We start from the raw sequence: 19,812 nt of genomic DNA, 5'->3' as shown, positions 1-19,812 counted from the left end.
ACGTGGCACGCAAGGCGGCGGTCACCCCGGTCCTGTCACCGTCCGGCGAAGCATCCCTGGCGATGCTCGCTGGCGTGGGGCCGGCCGTGGCCGCCAAACTGCAGGCGCGTGGCCTGGCCACCCTGCAGGATCTCTGGCTTCATCTGCCGCTGCGCTATGAAGACCGGACCCGGCTGACCCGCATCGAAGACCTGCGCAATGGCGTGCCGGCGCAGGTGGAAGTGCGGGTGGTCGCGGTCGAGCGCGGCATGCGCTACCGGCCGATGCTGAAAGTGGCGGTGGAGGATGAGGGGCAGGGCACCCTGGTGCTGCGCTTCTTCCATTTCCGCCAGCAGCAGGTCGGCCAGTTCGCGGTCGGCAACCGGCTGCGCTGCTTCGGCACGCCCAAACCCGGCCACCTCGGCCTGGAAATCGTCCATCCCAGCTACCAGGTGCTGGGCCGCAACGACGATCCCGAACTCGGCGACCGCCTCGACCCGGTGTATCCCACCGTCGAAGGCGTCGGCCCGATGACCATGCGCAAGCTGATCGGTCAGGCGCTGGACCGCCTGCCCGAGGAAAGCACGCTGGAACTGCTGCCCAGCGGCTGGCTGGATGGCCTCGGCCTGCCGTCACTGCGCAGCGCGCTGCTCACTGTGCACCGGCCGCCGCCGGATGCCGATCTGGCCGCGCTGGCCGCAGGCACCCATCCGGCGCAGCGTCGTCTGGCAATGGAAGAGCTGCTGGCCCACCACCTCAGCCTGCGCCGCCAGCGCATCGCCTTGCAGGCGCACCATGCGCCGCCGCTGGCCGGTCCCGGCAAGCTGGCCAAGGCGCTGCTGAAGCAGCTGCCGTTCGCGCTGACCGGCGCCCAGGCGCGCGTGTTCAAGCAGATCCGCGAAGACCTCGCGCGGCCCAGCCCGATGCTGCGGCTTGTGCAGGGCGACGTCGGCTCCGGCAAGACCGTGGTCGCCGCGCTGGCGGCGATGCTGGCGGTCGAGCAGGGCAAGCAGGTCGCATTGGCAGCGCCCACCGAGCTGCTGGCCGAGCAGCATCTCAACAACCTGCGCGGCTGGCTGGAACCGCTGGGCGTGCGTATCGCCTGGCTGGCCGGCAAGGTCACCGGCAAGGCGCGCGCCAAGGTGATGGAGCAGGTCACCAACGGCGAAGCGCAGGTGGTGGTCGGCACCCACGCGCTGATGCAGGAGGCGGTGGTGTTCCAGGACCTGGCCCTGGCGATCGTCGACGAACAGCACCGCTTCGGCGTGCACCAGCGGCTGGCCCTGCGCGACAAGGGCGCGGGTGGCAACAGCGTGCCGCACCAGCTGGTGATGACTGCCACGCCGATTCCACGCACGCTGGCGATGTCCGAATACGCGGATCTGGATGTCTCGGCCATCGACGAACTGCCGCCGGGCCGCACCCCGGTGCAGACCGTGGCACTCAACAACGACCGCCGTCCCGAACTGATCGAGCGCATCGCGCTGGCCTGCCAGGAAGGGCGGCAGGTGTACTGGGTGTGCACGCTCATCGAGGAAAGCGAAGAGCTCGACGCCACGCCGGCGCAGGCCACTTACGAATCGCTGCAGGCGCTGCTGCCGGGTGTGCGCGTGGGGCTGGTGCATGGCCGTCTGAAAGCCGCCGAGAAGCTGGCGACGATGGTGGCGTTCAAGGCGGGTGAGATCGATCTGCTGGTGGCGACCACGGTCATCGAAGTGGGCGTGGACGTACCGAACGCTTCGCTGATGGTGATCGAGAATGCCGAGCGCCTCGGCCTGGCCCAGCTGCACCAGTTGCGCGGCCGCGTGGGCCGCGGTTCGGCGGTGTCGCGCTGCGTGCTGCTGTACCAGGCGCCGCTTTCGCAGATGGCGCGCGAGCGTTTGCAGACCATGCGCGAAACCAACGATGGCTTCGTCATCGCCGAGAAGGATCTGGAGCTGCGTGGCCCGGGCGAACTGCTCGGTACCCGCCAGACCGGCCTGGCTGGCTTCCGCATCGCCGATCTCGCGCGCGATGCCGGCCTGCTGCCCGGCGTGCATGACCTGGCCGAGCGCCTGCTGGACCAGCAGCCCGCGCTGGCCGATCGCGTGGTGCAACGCTGGATCGGCACCGCCGTGCGTTACGCCTCGGCGTAATGCCGCATTGGTGGGTGTGGACCCTGGTCCACACATCCCCGCATGGCGTGGATCTACTGCGCGCCGCGCGCGTGAGTCGAGCATGGCTCGACTCTACAGACAGCGCTTTCGATCACCTTCCCGTCATCCCCGCATGGCGTAGATCTACAGCGCCAAACGTTCCGACAGGCCGGGAAGCACGAGATACTCGGAGGCCTTCCCGACGCGCTCTTTGCTGACAAGCCCGGAAGCCACCAATCCGTTCAGATCCTTCAACGCGGTCGGATAGGTAATGGTGTGTGCCGCCTGGTGGCTGGCGACGGTGTAGGTCCGGTCAGGATCCTTCAGCGCGTTGGCCAGCAACGCGCGCTGACGATGATTGAGAGGCACACCGCCAAGCCGGGCGGTTCGCAGCACGCGTCGCGCTGCCTGATCCTCCGCATGCTTCCTGGCGATGTAGGCATGCAAACCCTGGATCGATTGCTCAATCGCCTCCAGTTGTTGCGCCACGAAGTAGCCAAGATCCCGGTTGTCGCTTTCGGTGTAGAGGTAGGCCCGCATGTACTTGCCTGGGGACTTCTTCAACACGCTGGAAATGGAGAAGTACTCGGTCATCCAATATCCGGCATTCATCATCGCCCAGTAGAACAGTGCGCGTGCCGTACGGCCATTGCCATCCACGAAAGGATGGTCATAGCCAATCTGGAAATGCAGTGCGATGGCTTTGGCGACAGGATGGATGAACGGTGTGCTTTCCTCATTGATGAACGTGCACAGCCGCTCGATCCGTGCGGGCACTTCCTCGGCCGGAGGAGGGATGTGCAGCAGCGTAGGTGGTGAGCCGCGATCGAAGATCGCAACGTTGTCTTCGGCGGTTCTGAAACGCCCGCTGTCGGTTGGAAGCTCCAGCGTGCCGTCGGTGAGGATGCTGTGCAGCTCCAGAATCTCGCCGGGAGTGATCGGGCGTATGCCGCGCTCGCGGATCACGTTCATTGCCACGTAGTTGTTGTAGATCATGCGCTCGGACTGGTCGCGCGGCGCACGGCCTGTGCTCAGCATTTCCTTTGCCACCGCCCGCGTGGTCGAGGCGCCCTCCAGCTGCGATGAGGTCATGGCTTCCTCGATCAGCGAGCGGATCAGGAACCGTCCTTGGCCGCTGGCAGCATCCACACCCTTCACCGAGCCTGCGGCCTCCCGATCAATGTAGTGCAGGTGCCGCTGCATTGAATCGGTAAGTGCCAGCTTGAAGGGTTGCTGCGTCTTGTCCAGCAACAGCGGTAGCGGCTTCAGCAATGCTGCGCGCGTCCACGTGATACCCAACCACCATTGTTCCGCGTTCAGGCCTGCCGGTGGCATCCTGTGGCGCACCTTGTCCCAGTGCTCATAGGCGCCGTTCACCTCGGGCCCGATCCGGGCGTCCAGGATGGTACCGAGGGTCTCCATGTACTTCCGGGTGAGGGTTGCCAGATCGGGAGCTGGCGCGGGCAGCTTCATGGTTGTTTTCTATAAAATGTTCAACAGTTTTTATAGCAAATGATGTTGGGCGCTCCAAGCGACCCGAACTAAAATCTGTTCATGTTCGTGAGTGCGTTGGGCGGGGGCGTTGGTGGGGGCAACGGATCCAACCCTCTCACTACATCTTTGCCGCCGGGGTAGACCGGTATTGCAACGGTCATCATCCCGGTCCACACTTCGTTGCCGATCTGAAGACGGCAACGATGACCCACAAGATCCCCCTGTTGATCGACACCGACCCCGGTGTGGACGACGCCCTGGCCCTGCTGATGGCCTTTGCCGATGAACGGCATGACGTGGTCGCCCTGACCATCGCCGCCGGCAATGTCGGCCTGCAGTACACCGTCCGCAACGCCCTCAAGCTCTGCGACATCGTCGGCCGCGCCGACGTACCGGTGTTTGCCGGCAGCCCGGATCCCCTGCTGCATCCCTCCGTTGACGCCGCCCACGTGCATGGCCGTGACGGCTACGGCGACGTGGACCTGCCGCCGCCGAGCCGCCAGGCTGAAGCCGAGCACGCCGCACTGGCCATCCTGCGCCTGTCGCACGAGCACGCCGGTGAACTGATGCTGGTGATGCTTGGCCCGCTGACCAACCTGGCCCTGGCACTGAAGCTGGACCCGACCCTTCCCGAGCGCATCAAGCGCATCGTGGTGATGGGCGGTGCGGTCACCTGCCACGGCAACATCACCCCGGCGGCCGAATTCAACATCGCGTTCGATCCGGAAGCGGCGCACGTGGTGTTCACTTCGTTCAAGCACCTGCTGGTGTCGGACTGGGAGGCCACCGTCGCCCATGGCCTGCCGCTGCAGGATGCTGAAAAGTGGCTGCAGGCTGATTCCGATCGCGCCCGTTTCTACGAGCTGATCTCGCGCAAGACCCGTGGCCTGTCCGAGGACAGCAAGGGTGGCCGCTGGTATACCGCCGATGCGGTCGCCATGGCCTGGGCGCTGAACCCGGAAGGGCAGCTGCAGGTCGAATCGCGGCCGCTGAACGTGGAGCTGAACGGTACGTTCAGCCGCGGCGCCACCATCGTCGACTGGAACCGCCAGACCGGCCAGCCGGACAACTGCGATCTGCTGATGGCCTACGACCAGCAGCGTTTCGAGGCCCTGGTGCGCCAGGCCCTGGGCGCGGACTGAAGTCTGTTGACCCGCACCGGTTGCCCCGAGCGGCAACCGGTGCTTATAATGCCGCTCTTGACCACCAGCCCATTTACGGTGTGAGCCCATGAAGGCCGATATCCATCCGAACTACCGCGACGTCGTCTTCCATGACGTCACCTCCGATTTCAAGATCCTGACCCGCTCGACCATGGCGACGAAGGAAACCATCCAGTGGGAAGACGGCAACGAATACCCGCTGGTCAAGGTTGAAATTTCCTCTGCTTCGCACCCGTTCTACACGGGCAAGCACAAGGTCATCGACACCTCGGGCCGTATCGACAAGTTCCAGAAGCGCTACGCGCGCTGATCTGTCGATCCAGCTTCGAACCGACGGCCGCGCTCTGCGCGGCCGTTTGTTTTTCCCCAACGCCTACCCAACGGGCGTTTGGATGGACGGAACACTGCGTTCGGATGACAACGCTTTTGCCGATCCGGGCCGCTCAACGGCCGGCGTCTGGCCGCCTGTCGTATACGACTTCTGTCTAGCGCCGGGCAAATGCTGCTGTGCGATAATGGCGTGATCCCCGGCACAGGCCGAGGACGTCATTCACGTGCCTGACCAATGCGCTTGGGCAGGCGCCTTCCCATGAAGGAGCGCACACAGTGTCCGATCTTGATCAGGTCACGCTCAACGCCGGCGATAAGTCGGTCGTTCTGCCCGTCATCAAACCCACCCTTGGCAACGACTGCGTCGACATCGCGAAGCTGACCAAGGAAACGGGGTATTTCACCTACGATTCCGGCTTCACCGCGACGGCCAGCTGCAAGTCCGCCATCACCTACATCGACGGCGACAAGGGCGTGCTGCTGTACCGCGGCTACCCGATCGAACAGCTGTCGGAAAAGTCGAGCTACGTCGAAGTGGCCTACCTGCTGATCAACGGCGAGCGCCCGAGCGCCGAGCAGCTGAAGGCCTTCACCGACGAGCTGGCGGCTGAAGCCAACGTCGATGAGTCGATCAACACCCTGATCGGCAGCTTCGCCAAGGATGCACATCCGATGGCCATCCTGACCGCCGCCATCGCGCAGCTGTCGGGCATCTACCACGCCTCGCTGGACCTGTCCGACGCCGAACAGCGCCGCCAGGCCGCTGTGCGCCTGATCGCCAAGGTGCCGACCCTGTCGGCGCTGATCTACCGCCACGGCAAGGGCCTGCCGGCCAACAAGCCGGACACCTCGCTGGACTACGTCAGCCGCTTCCTGAAGCAGACCTTCGAGTCGGCTGATGGCCAGTACGATCTGAACCCGGACGTGGTCAAGGCGCTGGACCTGCTGTTCATCCTGCACGCCGACCACGAGCAGAACGCCTCGACCTCGACCGTGCGCCTGGTCGGCTCGACCGGTGCCAACCCGTACGCGTCGGTTGCCGCTGGCGTCACCGCGCTGTGGGGTCCGGCCCACGGCGGTGCCAACGAAGCCGTGCTGAAGATGCTGGAAGAGATCGGCAGCGCCGACAACGTCGAATCCGCCGTGGTCAAGGCCAAGGACAAGACCTCCGGCTTCCGCCTGATGGGCTTCGGCCACCGCGTCTACAAGAACTTCGACCCGCGCGCCAAGGTCATCGGCGAGATGACCAGCAAGGTGCTCAAGCAGCTGGGCGTGCAGGATCCGCTGCTGGACGTGGCCGTGAAGCTGGAACAGGCCGCGCTGCAGGACGAGTACTTCGTCGCCCGCAAGCTGTACCCGAACGTCGATTTCTACAGCGGCATCATCTACAAGGCGCTGCAGATCCCGACCGAAATGTTCACCGTCATGTTCGCCCTGGGCCGTACCTCCGGCTGGGTCTCGCATTGGCTGGAACAGCAGGTTGACCCGGAAATGAAGATCGGCCGTCCGCGCCAGGTCTACACCGGCAGCGACGTGCGCGACTACCAGGGCTGATCGCCCGCGTAGGTTGTGCCGAGAACGCCCCGCATCCGCGGGGCGTTTTTTTTGCTTCGGCTCTGGTAGCTGCCAACCTTGGTTGGCACGCTTTCGACACTCGTGAAAAATCATCCACGCATGGCGTGGATCTACTTTGTCCTCGCCCTTGGTTGGCACGCTTCCCCATCCACGCATGGCATGGATCTACCGCGTTCCCGCTTTTTGGTAGGTGCCAACCTTGGTTGGCACGCTCTTCACCGCGCCAAGACCGCGTGATTCAAGGGTCTCGCCAGCTTCACAAGCGCTCGCGCAGCCTCAGGACGCCAGCTGCATCCGCAGCATCTGATCCGGAGCGTCCGTCCCATGAGTACCCGATTCGACCCACCCGAGCGCGGCCCGCTCGGCCCTGACGTCGGCACTGTCGTCGCCGCCCCCATCGTTGCCCCGCCAAGCGAAAGCGCCGTGTCCTGGGGTGCAATCTTCGCCGGTGCCGCCGCCGCCGCCGCGTTGTCCCTCATCCTGCTGATTCTCGGCGTGGGCCTGGGGCTGTCCTCGGTGTCGCCGTGGTCGTTTGAAGGCGTCAGCAAGGAAACCTTCGGTTGGTCCAGCATCATCTGGCTCACCTTCACCGCGCTGGCGGCTTCGGGTCTGGGTGGCTATCTGGCAGGACGCCTGCGTACCAAGTGGACGCAGATCCATGGCGATGAAACCTACTTCCGCGATACCGCACATGGCTTCGTGTCGTGGGCGGTGGCCACGCTGCTCACCGCCGGTCTGCTCACCTCGGCCATCGGCGGCGTACTCGGCACGGGCGCGAAAGTGGCCGATGCCACTGCAGGCGCCGCTGCCTCCACGGCAGGCGTTGCCGCCGCGAGTGCCGGTAGCGCCGCCTCGGCTGCGCCGGAAGGCGACCTCAACTACTGGGTGGACTCGCTGTTCCGAAGTGCCACCAGCGCAGGGCCGTCTGATCCTGCAACGCCGCCTCCGCCGGGTGCGCCGATGGATCCGAATGCGGCCCCGCCGCCGCCGGTCGCAAGCGTCGGCCCGCGCGACGCGCGCATGGCCGCACCGCCGCGTCCGATGCCAGGCAATGGCCCGGTGGCTGACCGCCGTGAAGTGCGTGCCGAGGTGAATCGCATCATCGTCAACAGTCTGCAGGGAGATGGCCTGGATCCGGCCGACACCCAGTACCTGTCCCAGCTGATCGCGCGCGAGACCGGCATGAGTCAGGCCGAAGCGCAGGCGCGCGTGACCGATGTGCAGACGCGCATGCGTGCTGCGCTGGAGAAGGCCAAGAACACTGCCAAGCAGGCGGCCGACGATGCCCGCAAGGCAGCAGCGTATGCCGCGCTGTGGCTGTTCATCACGCTGCTGATCGGCGCGTTCTTCGCCAGCCTCAGCGCCACCTGGGGCGGCCGCCGTCGCGACCTGTAACCCCGTTCCATGCAAGGAGACCTGCCATGAAAATGATTCTGCTCTGGTTGTTGGGCGTACCGATTCCGCTGCTGATCCTGTACGCGATCTTCTTCTGACCACGCGCCAACGCGAAGTCCACGCATGCGTGGATGGGTATTTGTAGAGTCGAGCCGTGCTCGACTCTACAAAACCTTGCTTCAGGATCTGAACGAATTCTGACACTGAGTGTCGCTTTCACATCTCTCGGATCTATTGCATAGGCATCACATCCGGGGCGATAGAACCTGAGGGCACTTACTCAGCCACGGAGAACACCATGAACCGACTGCTTGCCATTGCCCTCATCGCCACGCCGCTCACCCTGTTGAGCCCGCAGGGGTTTGCGCAGTACACCGGCCCAGGCGCAGGAGTCGCTGCCAGCACCGTGGCCGATGCGCGCGCCCAGCGCGATGACCACCCGGTGGTGCTGCGTGGCACCCTGGTCGCCAAGCTTGGCCACGAGCGTTACCAGTTCCGCGACGCCAGTGGCCAGATCGAAGTGGAGATCGATGACGACGACCTGCCGCAGCAGGCCATTGGTGCGGACACCGTGGTGGAACTGCATGGCAAGGTCGACACGCATCGGTTCAAGCCGACCGACATCGATGTTGATCGCGTCACCGTGGTGCCTGCAGGCTGAGGCTCGCGGCAGCCGAGCATGGGCTTGGCTCTGCAGTAGAGCCACGCCGCGCGTGGATGGCGTGGAAATGACCGGAGAAGCTGTCTCTACAAAGGCGATGCAATGAGGTTTTTTGCATTCAACGAATGAGGGAAATTGCATAACCCTCAAACATTGAGCGCCTTCAAGAATCCTTCTTAACGTTCAACGTTTTAGGAATGCTTGAATGGCCTGCAGGACAATGGGTTCCTAACATTCTCTCCGTCGCCCGCAACCACCTCTGCGGGCGGCGCCTCCCTCCCTTTCTCCTTAGGGGAGGGGGGCTTTCTCATTCCCCCTTGTCCGAGAGAGACAACCCATGCACGCCATTCTCAAGAAGGCCGCGCTCGCTGCAGCGCTGGCCACGGCTTCGCTGTCCGCGCACGCCGTGGAAACCAAGATCACCGTCTATGCCGACGTCGACCCGACCCTGGCCCTGCTGCGTGATGACGGCAGCGCACTGCCGGACGCCGTCACCCTGACCCACGATCCGCTGCGTGGCCTGATTCCGGATACCCAGCACGTGCGCATCCACTCCAACGATGACGCCGCCGATATCGAAGCCAAGATTGGTGGTGCATTCGTGCTGGCCAACGGTGACGGTACGGTCACCGTGCCGATGAAGGTCAGCCTCAACGGTCGCGATCTGGGCCTGACCCCGATTGAGTACGCTGCGGCCGATCTGTTCACCGGTGCCGGCTCCACCCCGGGCGCGTCGATCTCGATGCCGCTGGTCATCGCCCAGACCGCTCCGGCACCGCTGACCACCCAAGGTCGCTACACCGGCGTCGTCAATATCGTGCTGAACCAGAAGGCCACCACGCCGTAATCCCCGCGCCGGCCCGCACACCGGGCCGGCTGCCTTTCCAGCGGTACCCCCATGACCCCACACGCCCCCGCCATCACCCGGCTGGCGGTCGCGCTCGCCCTGGCGCTGGCAACGCCGCTGGCGGCGGCGCGCGGCGTCCCGCCCGGCTTTGAGGATCTGGTCGAAGGCCAGACCGAACAACTCGACATCCAGCTGTTCGGCCGCTCGGCCGGGCTGTCGCCGGTGCGTGTGACCCTGGAGCACGTACAACTGGAAGACCCAGCAAGCGTGCTGCAGGCGCTCGACCTGCCCGCCGAGGCGCAGGCCGCGCTGCTGCCCGCGTTGTCACAGCCCATGCCGCGCAACAGCCATCTGGCCTGCCGCTTCGGTGGCGCCACCGCCGGCTGCGGCTATCTCGATCCACCGGAAGACCCCGCCGCCGTGCGCGCCCTGTACGACGAGGGCGAGGGCGCGGTGCGCCTGTTCGTCGCCCGCCAGTGGATTCCCGGCAAACCGGCTGCCGAACGCTTCCACAGCGTCAGCGCCAACGCCGAAAACGCGTTCCTGCACCAGCAGGTGATCAACGTCAGCGGCAGCCGCGACTACCAGACGCTGTCCGCGCGTGGCACCGGCGTGCTGGGCCTGTTCGACCGCGGGCATGTCTCCGCCGAATGGAACTTCAACCAGCAGCGCTACCGCAGCCGCGGCAGTGACAGTGAATTCCAGTTCGACAACGTCTATTACCGCCACGACCTGGGGCAGGCGCACTACCTGCAGGCCGGGCGCATGGACCGCCGCAACCTGTCCAGCCCGCAGGGCGGCACCTTCAGTTTCAGCATGCTGCCGCTGGACCGCCTGCAGGGTCTGCGCGTGGGCACCACCCAGGCCTATGTGGATGCCGATGCCGCCGTGCAGGCCACGCCGCTGACCGTGCTGTTGGCCCGCGACGCACGCGTGGATGCCTACGACGGCACGCGGCTGCTGCAGACCTCCTACCTGCAGGCCGGCATCAACCAGATCGACACCCGCAACTTCCCGTTCGGCAACTACAACGTCACACTGCGCATCTATGAAGACGGCGTGCTGGTGCGCAGCGAAGACGCGCCGTTCGACCAGGGCGGCGACTGGACCAACAGCCAGTGGCAGTGGTTCGTGCAGGGTGGCAAGCGCAACGAGCGCCGCAGTGATCGCTTCGATGGCGAACGTGTGGCCGTGGCCGGCATGCGCGTGCCGCTGGGCCGCGACGTGGCGATGGTGGCCGGCGCCGCCGACCTCGGCGGCTTCCGCTATGGCGAGCTGCGCGTGGACCTGCGCCGCCTGTACGCCTCCCAGGAACTACGCGCCAGCTTCGGCGGCATGCGCGGCAACGATGGCAGCACCGGCCAGCAGCACCAGCTGTCGTACCGCCGCACCGCGTCCTGGAACATCTACCAGCAGCGCATGCGCGGCAAGGCCTGCCAGTTCGAGGCCGACGCGCGCGACCAGCTGGGCTGCACCAACTCGCTCAGCGCCTCGATGGCGCTGCCGCTGGCCGGTGGCAGCGCCTATGTGGGCTACACGCGGCGCCAGACCTGGCGCGCGGGGCGTGCCCTGCCGGGTGCGGAGGGCGACCCTCTGGCTGGGCTGGACCCGCTGCTGCCACCGCCACCGCCGTGGCAACCGCGCCGCGAGCCGCAGCTCAGCCGCACCTGGCAGGCCAGCTACAGCCGCAGCCATCGCTGGCAGGATTTCAGTGTCTCCACGCGCGTGGGCGTGTGGCAGCAGCGCGCCAGCGACAGCCTACGCGGCAGTGACCAACGCGACCGCGGCATCTACTTCAACCTGAGCTTGACCCGCCTGCTGCGCGGCACCGCCGGCGGTGGCCAGCGCCGCTACAGCGTGGACGTGCGTCAGCCGCAGCACCAGCGCCCGGACATCAACTACAGCGTTGGCCACAGCCTGCGCCAGGACGTCGATGCACAGTACCGCGAGCTGTCAGCCGAACTGCGCGCCAACAACAGCGACCGCTACAGCGCCACGCTCAGTGGCCAGCTGCAGAACAGCCTGGGCCAGAGCGGCGCCACGCTGGCGCACTACCAGCAGCGCGGCCGCAGCGAGACCGCCTACAGCGGCATGCATAGCTCCGGTTTTGCACTGGGCAAGCGCGGCTTCTACTGGAGCGGCAGCAACGGTGCCGACGCCGGCCTGGCCGTACAGGTGGCCGACACCGACGACGTCGACCTGCGTGGCGTGGCGGCCGAACTGCAGGTGGGCGGCCTGCGCAGACAGCGCCTGCAGATTGGCGAGCGCCGGTTGCTGCCGTTGTCGTCGTACCAGTCGCACCGTGCCGAAGTACAGGACGCCAGCACGCTGGACAGCATCGCCGCCATCCGCGTGACCGGCGTGGGCGGTGCACGGCCGATGTTCCTCAGCCCCGGGCGGCTGATGCGCATGCCGGTGCCGATCGAGGTGACCTACACCTTCATCGGCAACGCCAAGGATCTTGCCGGAGCGCCGCTGGGCGGTGCCCGCATCCTCAACGCGCCGGTGCCCGGCACCAGCGCCAACGGCGGCTTCGTTGCCGATTTCCCGCGTCGCGAGACAACGCTGTACCTGCTGCAGGACGACCGCCTGCTGCACTGCCCGTTGCAGGTGCGCGAGCGCCGCCAGGTGGTGCTGCTGGTCGGCGCCGTGCACTGCGAGCCGCTGGCCGTGGCCCAGCTGCCGGCCGAGATCCGCCAGCAGGCCCGCGTGACGCGCCTGCTGCAGGAACGCGCATTGATTGCCGCAACGCCCCAGACCGCTGCTGCAGGAGGAACGCCATGAACCGGCGTGTGTTGTTGGTGTTGATGCTGGTGTGTGCGCTGGTGGTGCTGGCGCCGAGGGCGTGGGCGCAACGTCCTCCCGATACGGATCCGCCCAGTGGTGTGGTTGCTCGCGATATCAAGATGGCGTGGGATCGTTCGGCGATGCCGGGGGATATCGAGATCTGGGCGCCCAAGACTTTGATCGCGTACGACATAGATCTGAGTAAGCAGTACGGAAAGCTCTATCTGACGTGCGAGTCAACCATTGATCCCGCATCTGGAATGTGCCGTACCGAAGATACAGAGGCGGAAAGTGGCGATGTAACCAGTGTGATACCGGTACGGGCGATAGAAGAGCGTACGGGAAGTCCGAGCACGATCAACTTCGCTGCTTCCATCTATAGGGCTGATTCCACCCAAATTTGCTCACTCGACTACTTTCGGGATACCACGTACGCAATCTGGTCGTCGCATTCCAGACCTTGCGGCAGTGACGACGCAGTCGGTACAGGTCTGGCCATTGCGATTGCCGGGGACAGTGTTGCGCGCTTGGTGGCCGGCCGCTGGAGGGGCAGTCTCGTACTCAATCTGAGAGTGCCACCAGGCAGGCATTTGGCGAAGTATGTCGTCAACTTCGACTTCACCGTCACCGATTACGACGCCATCTCGATCTACTTCCCGGGCTTCGACGGCGTTGCACCCCTGGTCAACATGGACCTGCGCTACGACCCCATCCGCAAGGTCGTCGCCGGGCGCAAGGACGTGGACATGTGCCTCTACGACGGGGTGGGTTCGCAGAGCGAATTCCTCGGCGTCACCGTACGCGACAGTGGGCCGCGCCCACCGCCGGGGCGCGACTTTGCGGTCTGGCATCAGGACGGTGGAAGTGACGATACCCAGCGACTCGATTACCAGGTCGGGCTGAACTATGGCGGCAATCTGCTGGCCATGAAGCATGGTGAGGAACAGCTGCTGCGCGGCATCGACAGCGCACAGCTGCGCATGGTGCTGCTGCCGGGCATCAGTCAGCCCGTGTACTGCGTGCCGACGCCGCTGACGCTGGAAACACCGCCCACGCCCATCGCCAGCAAACGCCCCGGTCTCTACGACGGCGAGCTGACGGTAGAGCTGCGCGTGCCGACCGCCAAACCCTGATCCCCACGGAGGCTCATCATGAAGAAGCTGCTGTTCTGCCTGTTGCCGTTGAGCGCACTGCTGGCCCCGCCGGCACACGCCAATCTGTCCATTCATCCGATGCGCGCAGCGGTGGATGCCAAGCACGGCACGAAGATCCGCGTGTACTCGCAATCCACCCAGCCGCAGTACGTGCAGGCACGCCTGCTGCGCATCACCAACCCGGCACAGGTGGGTGAAGAAGAGATCGAAGTGGAAGCTGCCGATGCGGCGATTGCCATCACGCCCGGCAAGTTCGCACTCAGCGGTGGTGGCAATCGCCTGATCCGGGTGATTCCACTGCAGACCGTCGAGAAGGAGGCGGCCTACCGCATCTACTTCGAGGGGGTAAAGGGCCCCGACGGCACGATCCTGGAAGGCGATGAACAGGCGGCGCAGGCCAACGTTGGTGTCAGCCTGGTCTGGGGCGCGCTGGTGAACGTAGTGCCCGCCAAAGGCAGCGTGGATCTGCAATTGCAGGGCAACACCCTGCGCAATACCGGTACGTTGCGTGTGGGCATCACCGGTGCTGCCGAGTGCAGCGCCGGTGGCGTGTGCACGCCGCTTGAGCTGTCCAGAAGTCTCTACCCCGACGCTGCGCTGACCTTGCCGTTCCAGCTCCAGCCGGGCAGCACCCTGCAGTTGCAGTACCGACTGTCCAACGACGGATATCGCGATCACGTAACGACCCTGGCGCCGAGCGCCTGACCTTCTATCGCCCCGCGCAAGCGCGGGCTTCATTTCCCTTTGGTGTTAAGGAGAACAAGCATGAATCGAATCTATCGACGTATCTGGAGCGTGGCCAAGCAGTGCTGGGTGGTGGGCAGCGAGTTGAGCAGTCCACGCGGGAAATCCTCCCGGACCACGCCGCGGTTGCTGGTACTGGCGGCTGTTGCATCGGTCGGGATGTCTGCATCAGCCCAAGAGCGCCCGAAGGATGAGTATGAGAACGGAGAGCCTCAGGAAGAGGTGACCAGGTTCCTGGCCAGCTCTCCCATGATCTCTTCGCTGTTCGCTGCGCAACCGCGCAAGATCGTGGTGCAAGGCGCCATCGTCAATGATGCCTACTACAAAGACTCAACCCTCAACGGTGACATGCAGATGATTCTGGGCTCGAGATCCAGCATCAGCGGTTGGGGTTCGGTGGCCGTCGGCACCGCGTCGGCGCTGTCAGGGAAGGGGAGCGTACTCCTCGGAAATGAGGCGATTGCAAAGGGTGACAGGAACGTGGTGGTTGGGTACAAGTCGGAAGCCACAAGCGGCTACTCGACGGTGCTGGGTGCGAGTTCGGTTGCGTCGGGCGTCGGCACCACTGCTATCGGTCACGATGCTCGCGCCTACGCTCAGAACTCCATAGCAGTAGGTAGTGGCGCCCGCACAGTTGAAAGCACGGCGGGTGTGTCCCGCATCGCGATCGGAGGGAATGCATTTGCGGGAACCGCTGGCTACTCGGGAGCAATCGCCTTGGGCGGAAACTCGCGTGCAGAGTTCAGCGGCGTTGCGCTCGGTCATCATGCGAAGGCACTGGCTGATGGATCGGCCGCCATCGGCGCCAACTCTGAAGCGACCGAGGCGAACTCGGTCTCCGTTGGCAACGCGTCGACCAAGCGACGAATCGTCAACGTGGCTGATGCGCGCTTGAGTGCGACAAGCACGGATGCCGTTACCGGCAAGCAGCTGTTTGCAACCCAAACCCTTGCGCAATCGGTCAACAATCGGGTGGATGCGACAGCGCTGGCGCTTGGCAAGGGGGCATTGGCAGAGTCGAATACCACCTATGGCGCAAGCACGGCAGTCGGCAACAACGCCAAAGGCTACAACGGCGCGAGCGTTGCGCTAGGCGATGACGCGCGCGCCGGCGTCGATGTCGCTGGAAACAAGGCCAATGGCAGTTCAGGCGGTGTCTCGGTAGGTTCCGGCACCCGCAGTGCGCACGGCGCCGTTGCCATGGGTCACAAGGCTGTTGCGGGTGGCAATTTCTCCGTTGCGATCGGCTCCGATGCCGTCGCCAATGAGGAGTTGAGTACCGCCTTTGGAAAAACCAGTGTCGCAGGTGCCCAGCAGACGACGGCCTTGGGGAGAGGGACACAGGCAACGGCGAAGTTCGCAACCGCAGTGGGCAATCTTGCGAGGGCAACGGGCATCAATTCGCTGGCACTTGGAAACAGTGCACATGCAGGTCACGAGGACGCTGTTGCGATTGGCGCCGGGTCGGTGACCGCATCGGCCAGCTCCGTTTCGGTCGGCAGCGCCAGCAGGAAGCGGAAGATCCAGTACATCGCCGATGGTGTGGTGGGTGCCGGCAGCACCGATGCCATCACTGGAAACCAGTTGTTCCAGACAAATACCCGGCTCACGGCCGTGGAAAAGATCGCAGGCGATGTCACGGGTGAGCTGGCCGCAGTGAAATCAGTTGCGCAGGCCGCCACGAACCGCATAGATGCGACGACCCTGGCTTTGGGCAGGGGGGCCACCGCAGAGAACGGCAGCTTCGGTATCAGTACAGCACTCGGCAACAATGCCAAGGCCTACAATGGCCGTAGCGTAGCGCTAGGCGACGATGCGCGCGCTGGTGTGGATGCGGACGGCAACAAAGTGACCAACCAGAACGCGGGTGTCTCGGTCGGTGCCGGAACCCGCAGCGCCAATGGCGCCGTTGCAACCGGCTTCCGTGCGAACGCAAGCGGCAACTTCTCCATTGCCGTAGGCGGCGACGCCAAGGCCGAGGCAGAGCATGCTACGGCGGTTGGCTATCTGAGCAAGGCAGGCGCCAGCCAGGCCACCGCACTCGGGCGTGGCAGCGAGGCGACGGCGCAGTTCGCCAGCGCACTGGGCAATCTGGCCAAGGCTACGAACACCAGCTCTGTGGCGCTGGGTGACCGCGCTCAGGCCTCGCATGAGAATGCCGTTGCCTTGGGTGCAGGTGCAGTGACGGCCTCGGCCAATTCGGTATCGGTGGGCAGCGCCAGCAGGAAGCGGAAGATCCAGTACATTGCCGATGGTGCGGTGGGCGCCGGCAGCACCGATGCCATCACCGGCAACCAGCTTCATGCCACCAACCAGGCCGTGACCAAGGCCCAGACAGCAGCTGACGGCGCGACGACCACCGCCAATGCCGCAAAGGTGGAGTCGGGCAAGGCACTGGCCGAGACGGTGGTGCTGGGTGGCCTGGTCAACCAGACCGCTGCCAATGGCAGTGTTCGTCTGGGCCAGAAGAACAGTGGCACGCAGCTGGATGTGCGCAACAGCGCCAATGCGAACCGCAGGATCATGGGCGTCGCCGACGGGGCCATCAGCGCGACCAGCAACGAGGCCGTGACCGGCAAGCAGCTCCATGAAACCAACGCGAACGTGACTGCGGCACAGACGGCAGCCGCCGCGGCGAAGGTCAGCGCGGACACAGCACTGGCTGATACTGGAGTGCTGAAGGGTCTTGTCGGTCAAGTCACTGCCAACGGCAACGTTCGTGTTGGCGAGAAGAACAGCGGCACCGTGCTGGATGTGCGTAACAGCGCGAATGCGAATCGGAAGCTGACCGGCGTAGCCGATGGTGCGGTCAGCGCCAGCAGCTATGAGGCCGTCAACGGCAGGCAGCTCAACGCGACCAATGACAAGGTGGCGACGGTGGAGGGCATTGCCAAGTCTGCGGGTACGGAAGCTGGCGGGGCAAAGAGGGATGCAGCCAAGGCGCTGGCCGAGACCGCAGTGTTGGGTGGGCTGGTGGCGCAGGTATCCGCGACTGGCAATGTGCGCCTGGGTGAGAAGAACAGCGGTACGACGTTGGATGTGCGTAATAGTACGAATGCCAATCGGAAGATCAGTGGTGTTGCGGATGGCTTGATGGATGTCGGTAGCGCCGATGCAGTCAATGGTGGGCAGTTGCATGCTGTTGAGCAGTCTGCGCAGGGAGCGAGGAACACTGCAGATGAAGCTATGAGAAGAATTGAGGGGCTTGCCGAGAGTTCTCGCTATTTTTCGAGCGGAAAGGGAGGGCCTCAAGGTGCGGCGCGAGCAGGCTTGATCGGTGTCGCTATTGGTGATTCCGCCGAGGCATCAGTTTCAAGTGAGGGGGCAGTCGCCGTAGGTAGCTTCTCTGCTGCTCGCGGCAAGAATTCTGTTGCTTTGGGGAGGGCTGCCCGCGTGGATGAGCTTGCTGACAATGGGTTTGCTCTTGGCGTTCTCGCTTCAGTGCAGGAGGCTGGTGGTGTCTCGATCGGGGCGAATAGCATTGTGCAGAAGGGTGCCACTAGTGCATTGGCTCTGGGGGTGTCCTCTGTGGCCGATGAGGCTCATACCGCGTCATTTGGCAGCGACGAGGTTAAGCGTCGGCTCACCAACGTTGCCCGCGGCACCGCCGACCACAACGCCACCACCGTTTCTCAGCTCAATGATTCCCTCGCCACTCTCGGCGGCGGCGCAGGCATGGATGGCAGCGGAAATATCATCGCCCCGACCTACACGGTGCAGGATGGAACGCAGAATACTGTCGAAGATGCGCTGACCGCACTCGATGACGCCGTCATCACCGCTGGCCGTCGCGCGGACAAGGTGGAAGGTCAACTCAGTTCGATTTTCCAGGATTCACCTTCGGCCCGTGCCGACGGCATGAGCCAGATCGCGCTGATTGGCGTGAATGGCATGGTGCTGACCAATCTTGCCGATGGCCGGGTGGCGCCAGGAAGCCGTGATGCCGTAACGGGCAACCAGCTCTACGCCGCAGAGCAGAAGATCTCGCAGAATCGGAATGATCTGGAGGCGATGCGCAAGGAGCGGGAGATGGGGCAGCAGGCGATGCGAGAGATGGATGCAAACGGCCCGATCGACTTCGGTGGTGCGCGTTTGACTGGCGTGGCTGAGGGGAAGCTTTCGGCTGATAGCTCGGACGTAGTGCGCGGCAGTCAGCTCTATAAGACCAATAGCCGTGTGTCGGCCTTGGAAGGCATCGGTCAATACCTCAGCGTGGGCACAGCTCCTGAATATGGTCAGGCTCAGGCTGGTCCGGCTGGTCTCGCCATTGGAAACTTGGCAAAGACGGGCATTGAGGGTGGCACGGCGATTGGAACATTCGCCAAATCAATGGGAAGAAACTCAATTGCCCTCGGACGAGCATCTACTGTCTACGAAGGCTCAGATTCCAGCTTTGCCATTGGGACTGGAGCTGAGGTTGGTAGGGCTGGCGAGCCGGGTGCAATCGGAGCCATTGCGTTCGGCGTTGGATCAAGGGTCGAACCCGGAGCCCACGGTTCTATCGCGTTCGGAACCAGCTCTCATGCGACCGAGGCAGGAGTTGTATCGTTTGGTAATGTTGGAACGAAGCGCCGCCTCGTAAACATCGCCAACGGCACCGCCAATCACAACGCCGCCACCGTCGGTCAGCTGCGCGGTGCACTCTCCGCCCTCGGCGGTGAAGTCGATGCCAACGGCAACGTCGTTGGCCCGCACTTCAACGTCCAGGGCCAGGCACAGTCCACTTTGAATGGCGCACTGGAGGCGCTGGATGGCGCGGTCGCCACCAACACCTCGCGCGTGGACAAGGTCGAAACCCAGCTCCGTTCCGTCTTCCAGGACACTCCCTCGGTCCGCGCTGACGGTGTCAACCAGCTCATCCTCGCCGGTGCCAACGGCATGGTCATCTCCAACGTTGCCAACGGCCTGATCGCGGCCGGCAGCCGCGATGCGGTCAATGGTGGTCAGCTGCATTCGATGCAGCAGCAGCTCAATGGCCGCATGGATGGGCTGGAGCAGCGCATCGACGAGGCCCCGGCACCGCGTGCGCTGGCGTCGTCCTCTGTGCCGACGCCGCAGGCCGAGGAAACTCCGGTGGTACCGGAAGGCAAGGACTCCCAGCAGGTCGCCTCGGTAGGCGAGGGCGACAAGCCCGCACCGCAGCCGAAGGCCAACAAGGACGACTCGCCGAAGCCGCAGGTCGACACCGCCGAGCTGGAGAAGATGCTGGCCCGCGCCAACGAGTACACCGATGGCGCGATCAGCAACTTCGAACGCCGCCTGGACAAGATGGACAAGCGCTTCAACCGCATGGCGGCGATGAGCAGCGCGCAGACGGCGATGGCGATGAACACCGCCGGCCTGGCCACCTACAACCGCCTTGGTGCGGGCGTGGGTTACAGCGAGGGTGAGTCGGCCATGGCGGTGGGTTACCAGCGCGTGCTCAACGAGAAGGGCTCGGCCACCTTCAGCCTCAATGGGGCGTTCACCAACAGCGGTGAGCGCAGCATGGGCGTCGGCGTAGGCATCGGCTGGTAAGCCATGGAGCCCCGGCGTGACGCGCGTACTC

Annotated in this window: 12 protein-coding genes; 11 read left to right on the top strand and 1 reads right to left on the bottom strand. The window is 64.6% G+C overall.

The genetic code is table 11. From position 1 onward, the window contains the following. Nucleotides 1–2: 2 nt before the first annotated feature. Nucleotides 3–2,114: an ATP-dependent DNA helicase RecG gene (recG, locus tag ACZLHH_RS19275; RefSeq protein ID WP_180844166.1), complete on the top strand. Its 2,112-nt coding sequence runs from the start codon at nucleotides 3–5 to the stop codon at nucleotides 2,112–2,114. Nucleotides 2,115–2,258: 144 nt separating this feature from the next. On the opposite strand, the gene ACZLHH_RS19270 is transcribed toward recG, so the two are convergent. Next, nucleotides 2,259–3,587: a Fic family protein gene (locus ACZLHH_RS19270; RefSeq protein WP_180844167.1), complete on the bottom strand. Its 1,329-nt coding sequence runs from the start codon at nucleotides 3,585–3,587 to the stop codon at nucleotides 2,259–2,261. Nucleotides 3,588–3,811: 224 nt separating this feature from the next. On the opposite strand from ACZLHH_RS19270, the gene ACZLHH_RS19265 reads away from it, so the two are divergent. From ACZLHH_RS19265 to ACZLHH_RS19220, 10 genes are all read left to right on the top strand, one after another. Beyond that, a complete protein-coding gene (locus tag ACZLHH_RS19265) occupies nucleotides 3,812–4,750 on the top strand; it encodes a nucleoside hydrolase (RefSeq protein WP_032127836.1) in 939 nt (312 codons plus the stop codon). 88 nt (nucleotides 4,751–4,838) lie between these two features. Further along, nucleotides 4,839–5,081, top strand: a complete 243-nt coding sequence (locus tag ACZLHH_RS19260) for a type B 50S ribosomal protein L31 (RefSeq protein ID WP_005410871.1) — start codon at nucleotides 4,839–4,841, stop codon at nucleotides 5,079–5,081. A gap of 296 nt (nucleotides 5,082–5,377) precedes the next feature. Beyond that, nucleotides 5,378–6,655, top strand: a complete 1,278-nt coding sequence (locus ACZLHH_RS19255) for a citrate synthase (protein WP_032127838.1) — start codon at nucleotides 5,378–5,380, stop codon at nucleotides 6,653–6,655. Between the two features lie 345 nt (nucleotides 6,656–7,000). Continuing rightward, on the top strand, nucleotides 7,001–8,071 hold the full coding sequence (locus tag ACZLHH_RS19250; protein ID WP_180844168.1) for a hypothetical protein: 1,071 nt from the start codon (nucleotides 7,001–7,003) through the stop codon (nucleotides 8,069–8,071). Nucleotides 8,072–8,369: 298 nt separating this feature from the next. Further along, nucleotides 8,370–8,732, top strand: coding sequence for a NirD/YgiW/YdeI family stress tolerance protein (locus ACZLHH_RS19245; RefSeq protein WP_180844169.1), 363 nt, complete (start codon nucleotides 8,370–8,372; stop codon nucleotides 8,730–8,732). A 337-nt stretch (nucleotides 8,733–9,069) separates the two neighbouring features. Beyond that, nucleotides 9,070–9,579 carry a CS1 type fimbrial major subunit gene (locus tag ACZLHH_RS19240; protein WP_093999561.1) on the top strand — a complete coding sequence of 170 codons (510 nt, stop codon included), beginning with the start codon at nucleotides 9,070–9,072 and terminating at the stop codon, nucleotides 9,577–9,579. A gap of 51 nt (nucleotides 9,580–9,630) precedes the next feature. Continuing rightward, nucleotides 9,631–12,363 (top strand): TcfC E-set like domain-containing protein, encoded by a 2,733-nt coding sequence (locus ACZLHH_RS19235; RefSeq protein ID WP_180844170.1) that lies wholly within the window; start codon nucleotides 9,631–9,633, stop codon nucleotides 12,361–12,363. Further along, nucleotides 12,360–13,499: a CfaE/CblD family pilus tip adhesin gene (locus ACZLHH_RS19230; protein ID WP_180844171.1), complete on the top strand. Its 1,140-nt coding sequence runs from the start codon at nucleotides 12,360–12,362 to the stop codon at nucleotides 13,497–13,499. The genes ACZLHH_RS19235 and ACZLHH_RS19230 overlap by 4 nt, the downstream gene beginning before the upstream one ends. An 18-nt stretch (nucleotides 13,500–13,517) precedes the next feature. Further along, on the top strand, nucleotides 13,518–14,225 hold the full coding sequence (locus tag ACZLHH_RS19225; protein ID WP_107432129.1) for a pilus assembly protein: 708 nt from the start codon (nucleotides 13,518–13,520) through the stop codon (nucleotides 14,223–14,225). A 60-nt stretch (nucleotides 14,226–14,285) separates the two neighbouring features. Beyond that, nucleotides 14,286–19,781, top strand: a complete 5,496-nt coding sequence (locus ACZLHH_RS19220) for an ESPR-type extended signal peptide-containing protein (RefSeq protein ID WP_180844172.1) — start codon at nucleotides 14,286–14,288, stop codon at nucleotides 19,779–19,781. Nucleotides 19,782–19,812: the final 31 nt, after the last annotated feature.

Source organism: Stenotrophomonas sp. 28608_Sma (genome assembly GCF_056486185.1).
The sequence above is the reverse complement of the archived record's forward strand: the minus strand, read 5'-3'. Positions and strand labels throughout refer to the sequence as shown.

What these genes read in the sequence shown, in the direction of transcription:
- ACZLHH_RS19250 (WP_180844168.1), top strand. Translation starts at nt 7,001, where the DNA reads ATGAGTACCCGATTCGACCCACCCGAGCGCGGCCCGCTCGGCCCTGAC.
- ACZLHH_RS19220 (WP_180844172.1), top strand. Translation starts at nt 14,286, where the DNA reads ATGAATCGAATCTATCGACGTATCTGGAGCGTGGCCAAGCAGTGCTGG.
- ACZLHH_RS19235 (WP_180844170.1), top strand. Translation starts at nt 9,631, where the DNA reads ATGACCCCACACGCCCCCGCCATCACCCGGCTGGCGGTCGCGCTCGCC.
- ACZLHH_RS19230 (WP_180844171.1), top strand. Translation starts at nt 12,360, where the DNA reads ATGAACCGGCGTGTGTTGTTGGTGTTGATGCTGGTGTGTGCGCTGGTG.
- ACZLHH_RS19240 (WP_093999561.1), top strand. Translation starts at nt 9,070, where the DNA reads ATGCACGCCATTCTCAAGAAGGCCGCGCTCGCTGCAGCGCTGGCCACG.
- ACZLHH_RS19270 (WP_180844167.1), bottom strand. Translation starts at nt 3,587, where the DNA reads ATGAAGCTGCCCGCGCCAGCTCCCGATCTGGCAACCCTCACCCGGAAG.
- ACZLHH_RS19265 (WP_032127836.1), top strand. Translation starts at nt 3,812, where the DNA reads ATGACCCACAAGATCCCCCTGTTGATCGACACCGACCCCGGTGTGGAC.
- ACZLHH_RS19260 (WP_005410871.1), top strand. Translation starts at nt 4,839, where the DNA reads ATGAAGGCCGATATCCATCCGAACTACCGCGACGTCGTCTTCCATGAC.
- ACZLHH_RS19245 (WP_180844169.1), top strand. Translation starts at nt 8,370, where the DNA reads ATGAACCGACTGCTTGCCATTGCCCTCATCGCCACGCCGCTCACCCTG.
- ACZLHH_RS19225 (WP_107432129.1), top strand. Translation starts at nt 13,518, where the DNA reads ATGAAGAAGCTGCTGTTCTGCCTGTTGCCGTTGAGCGCACTGCTGGCC.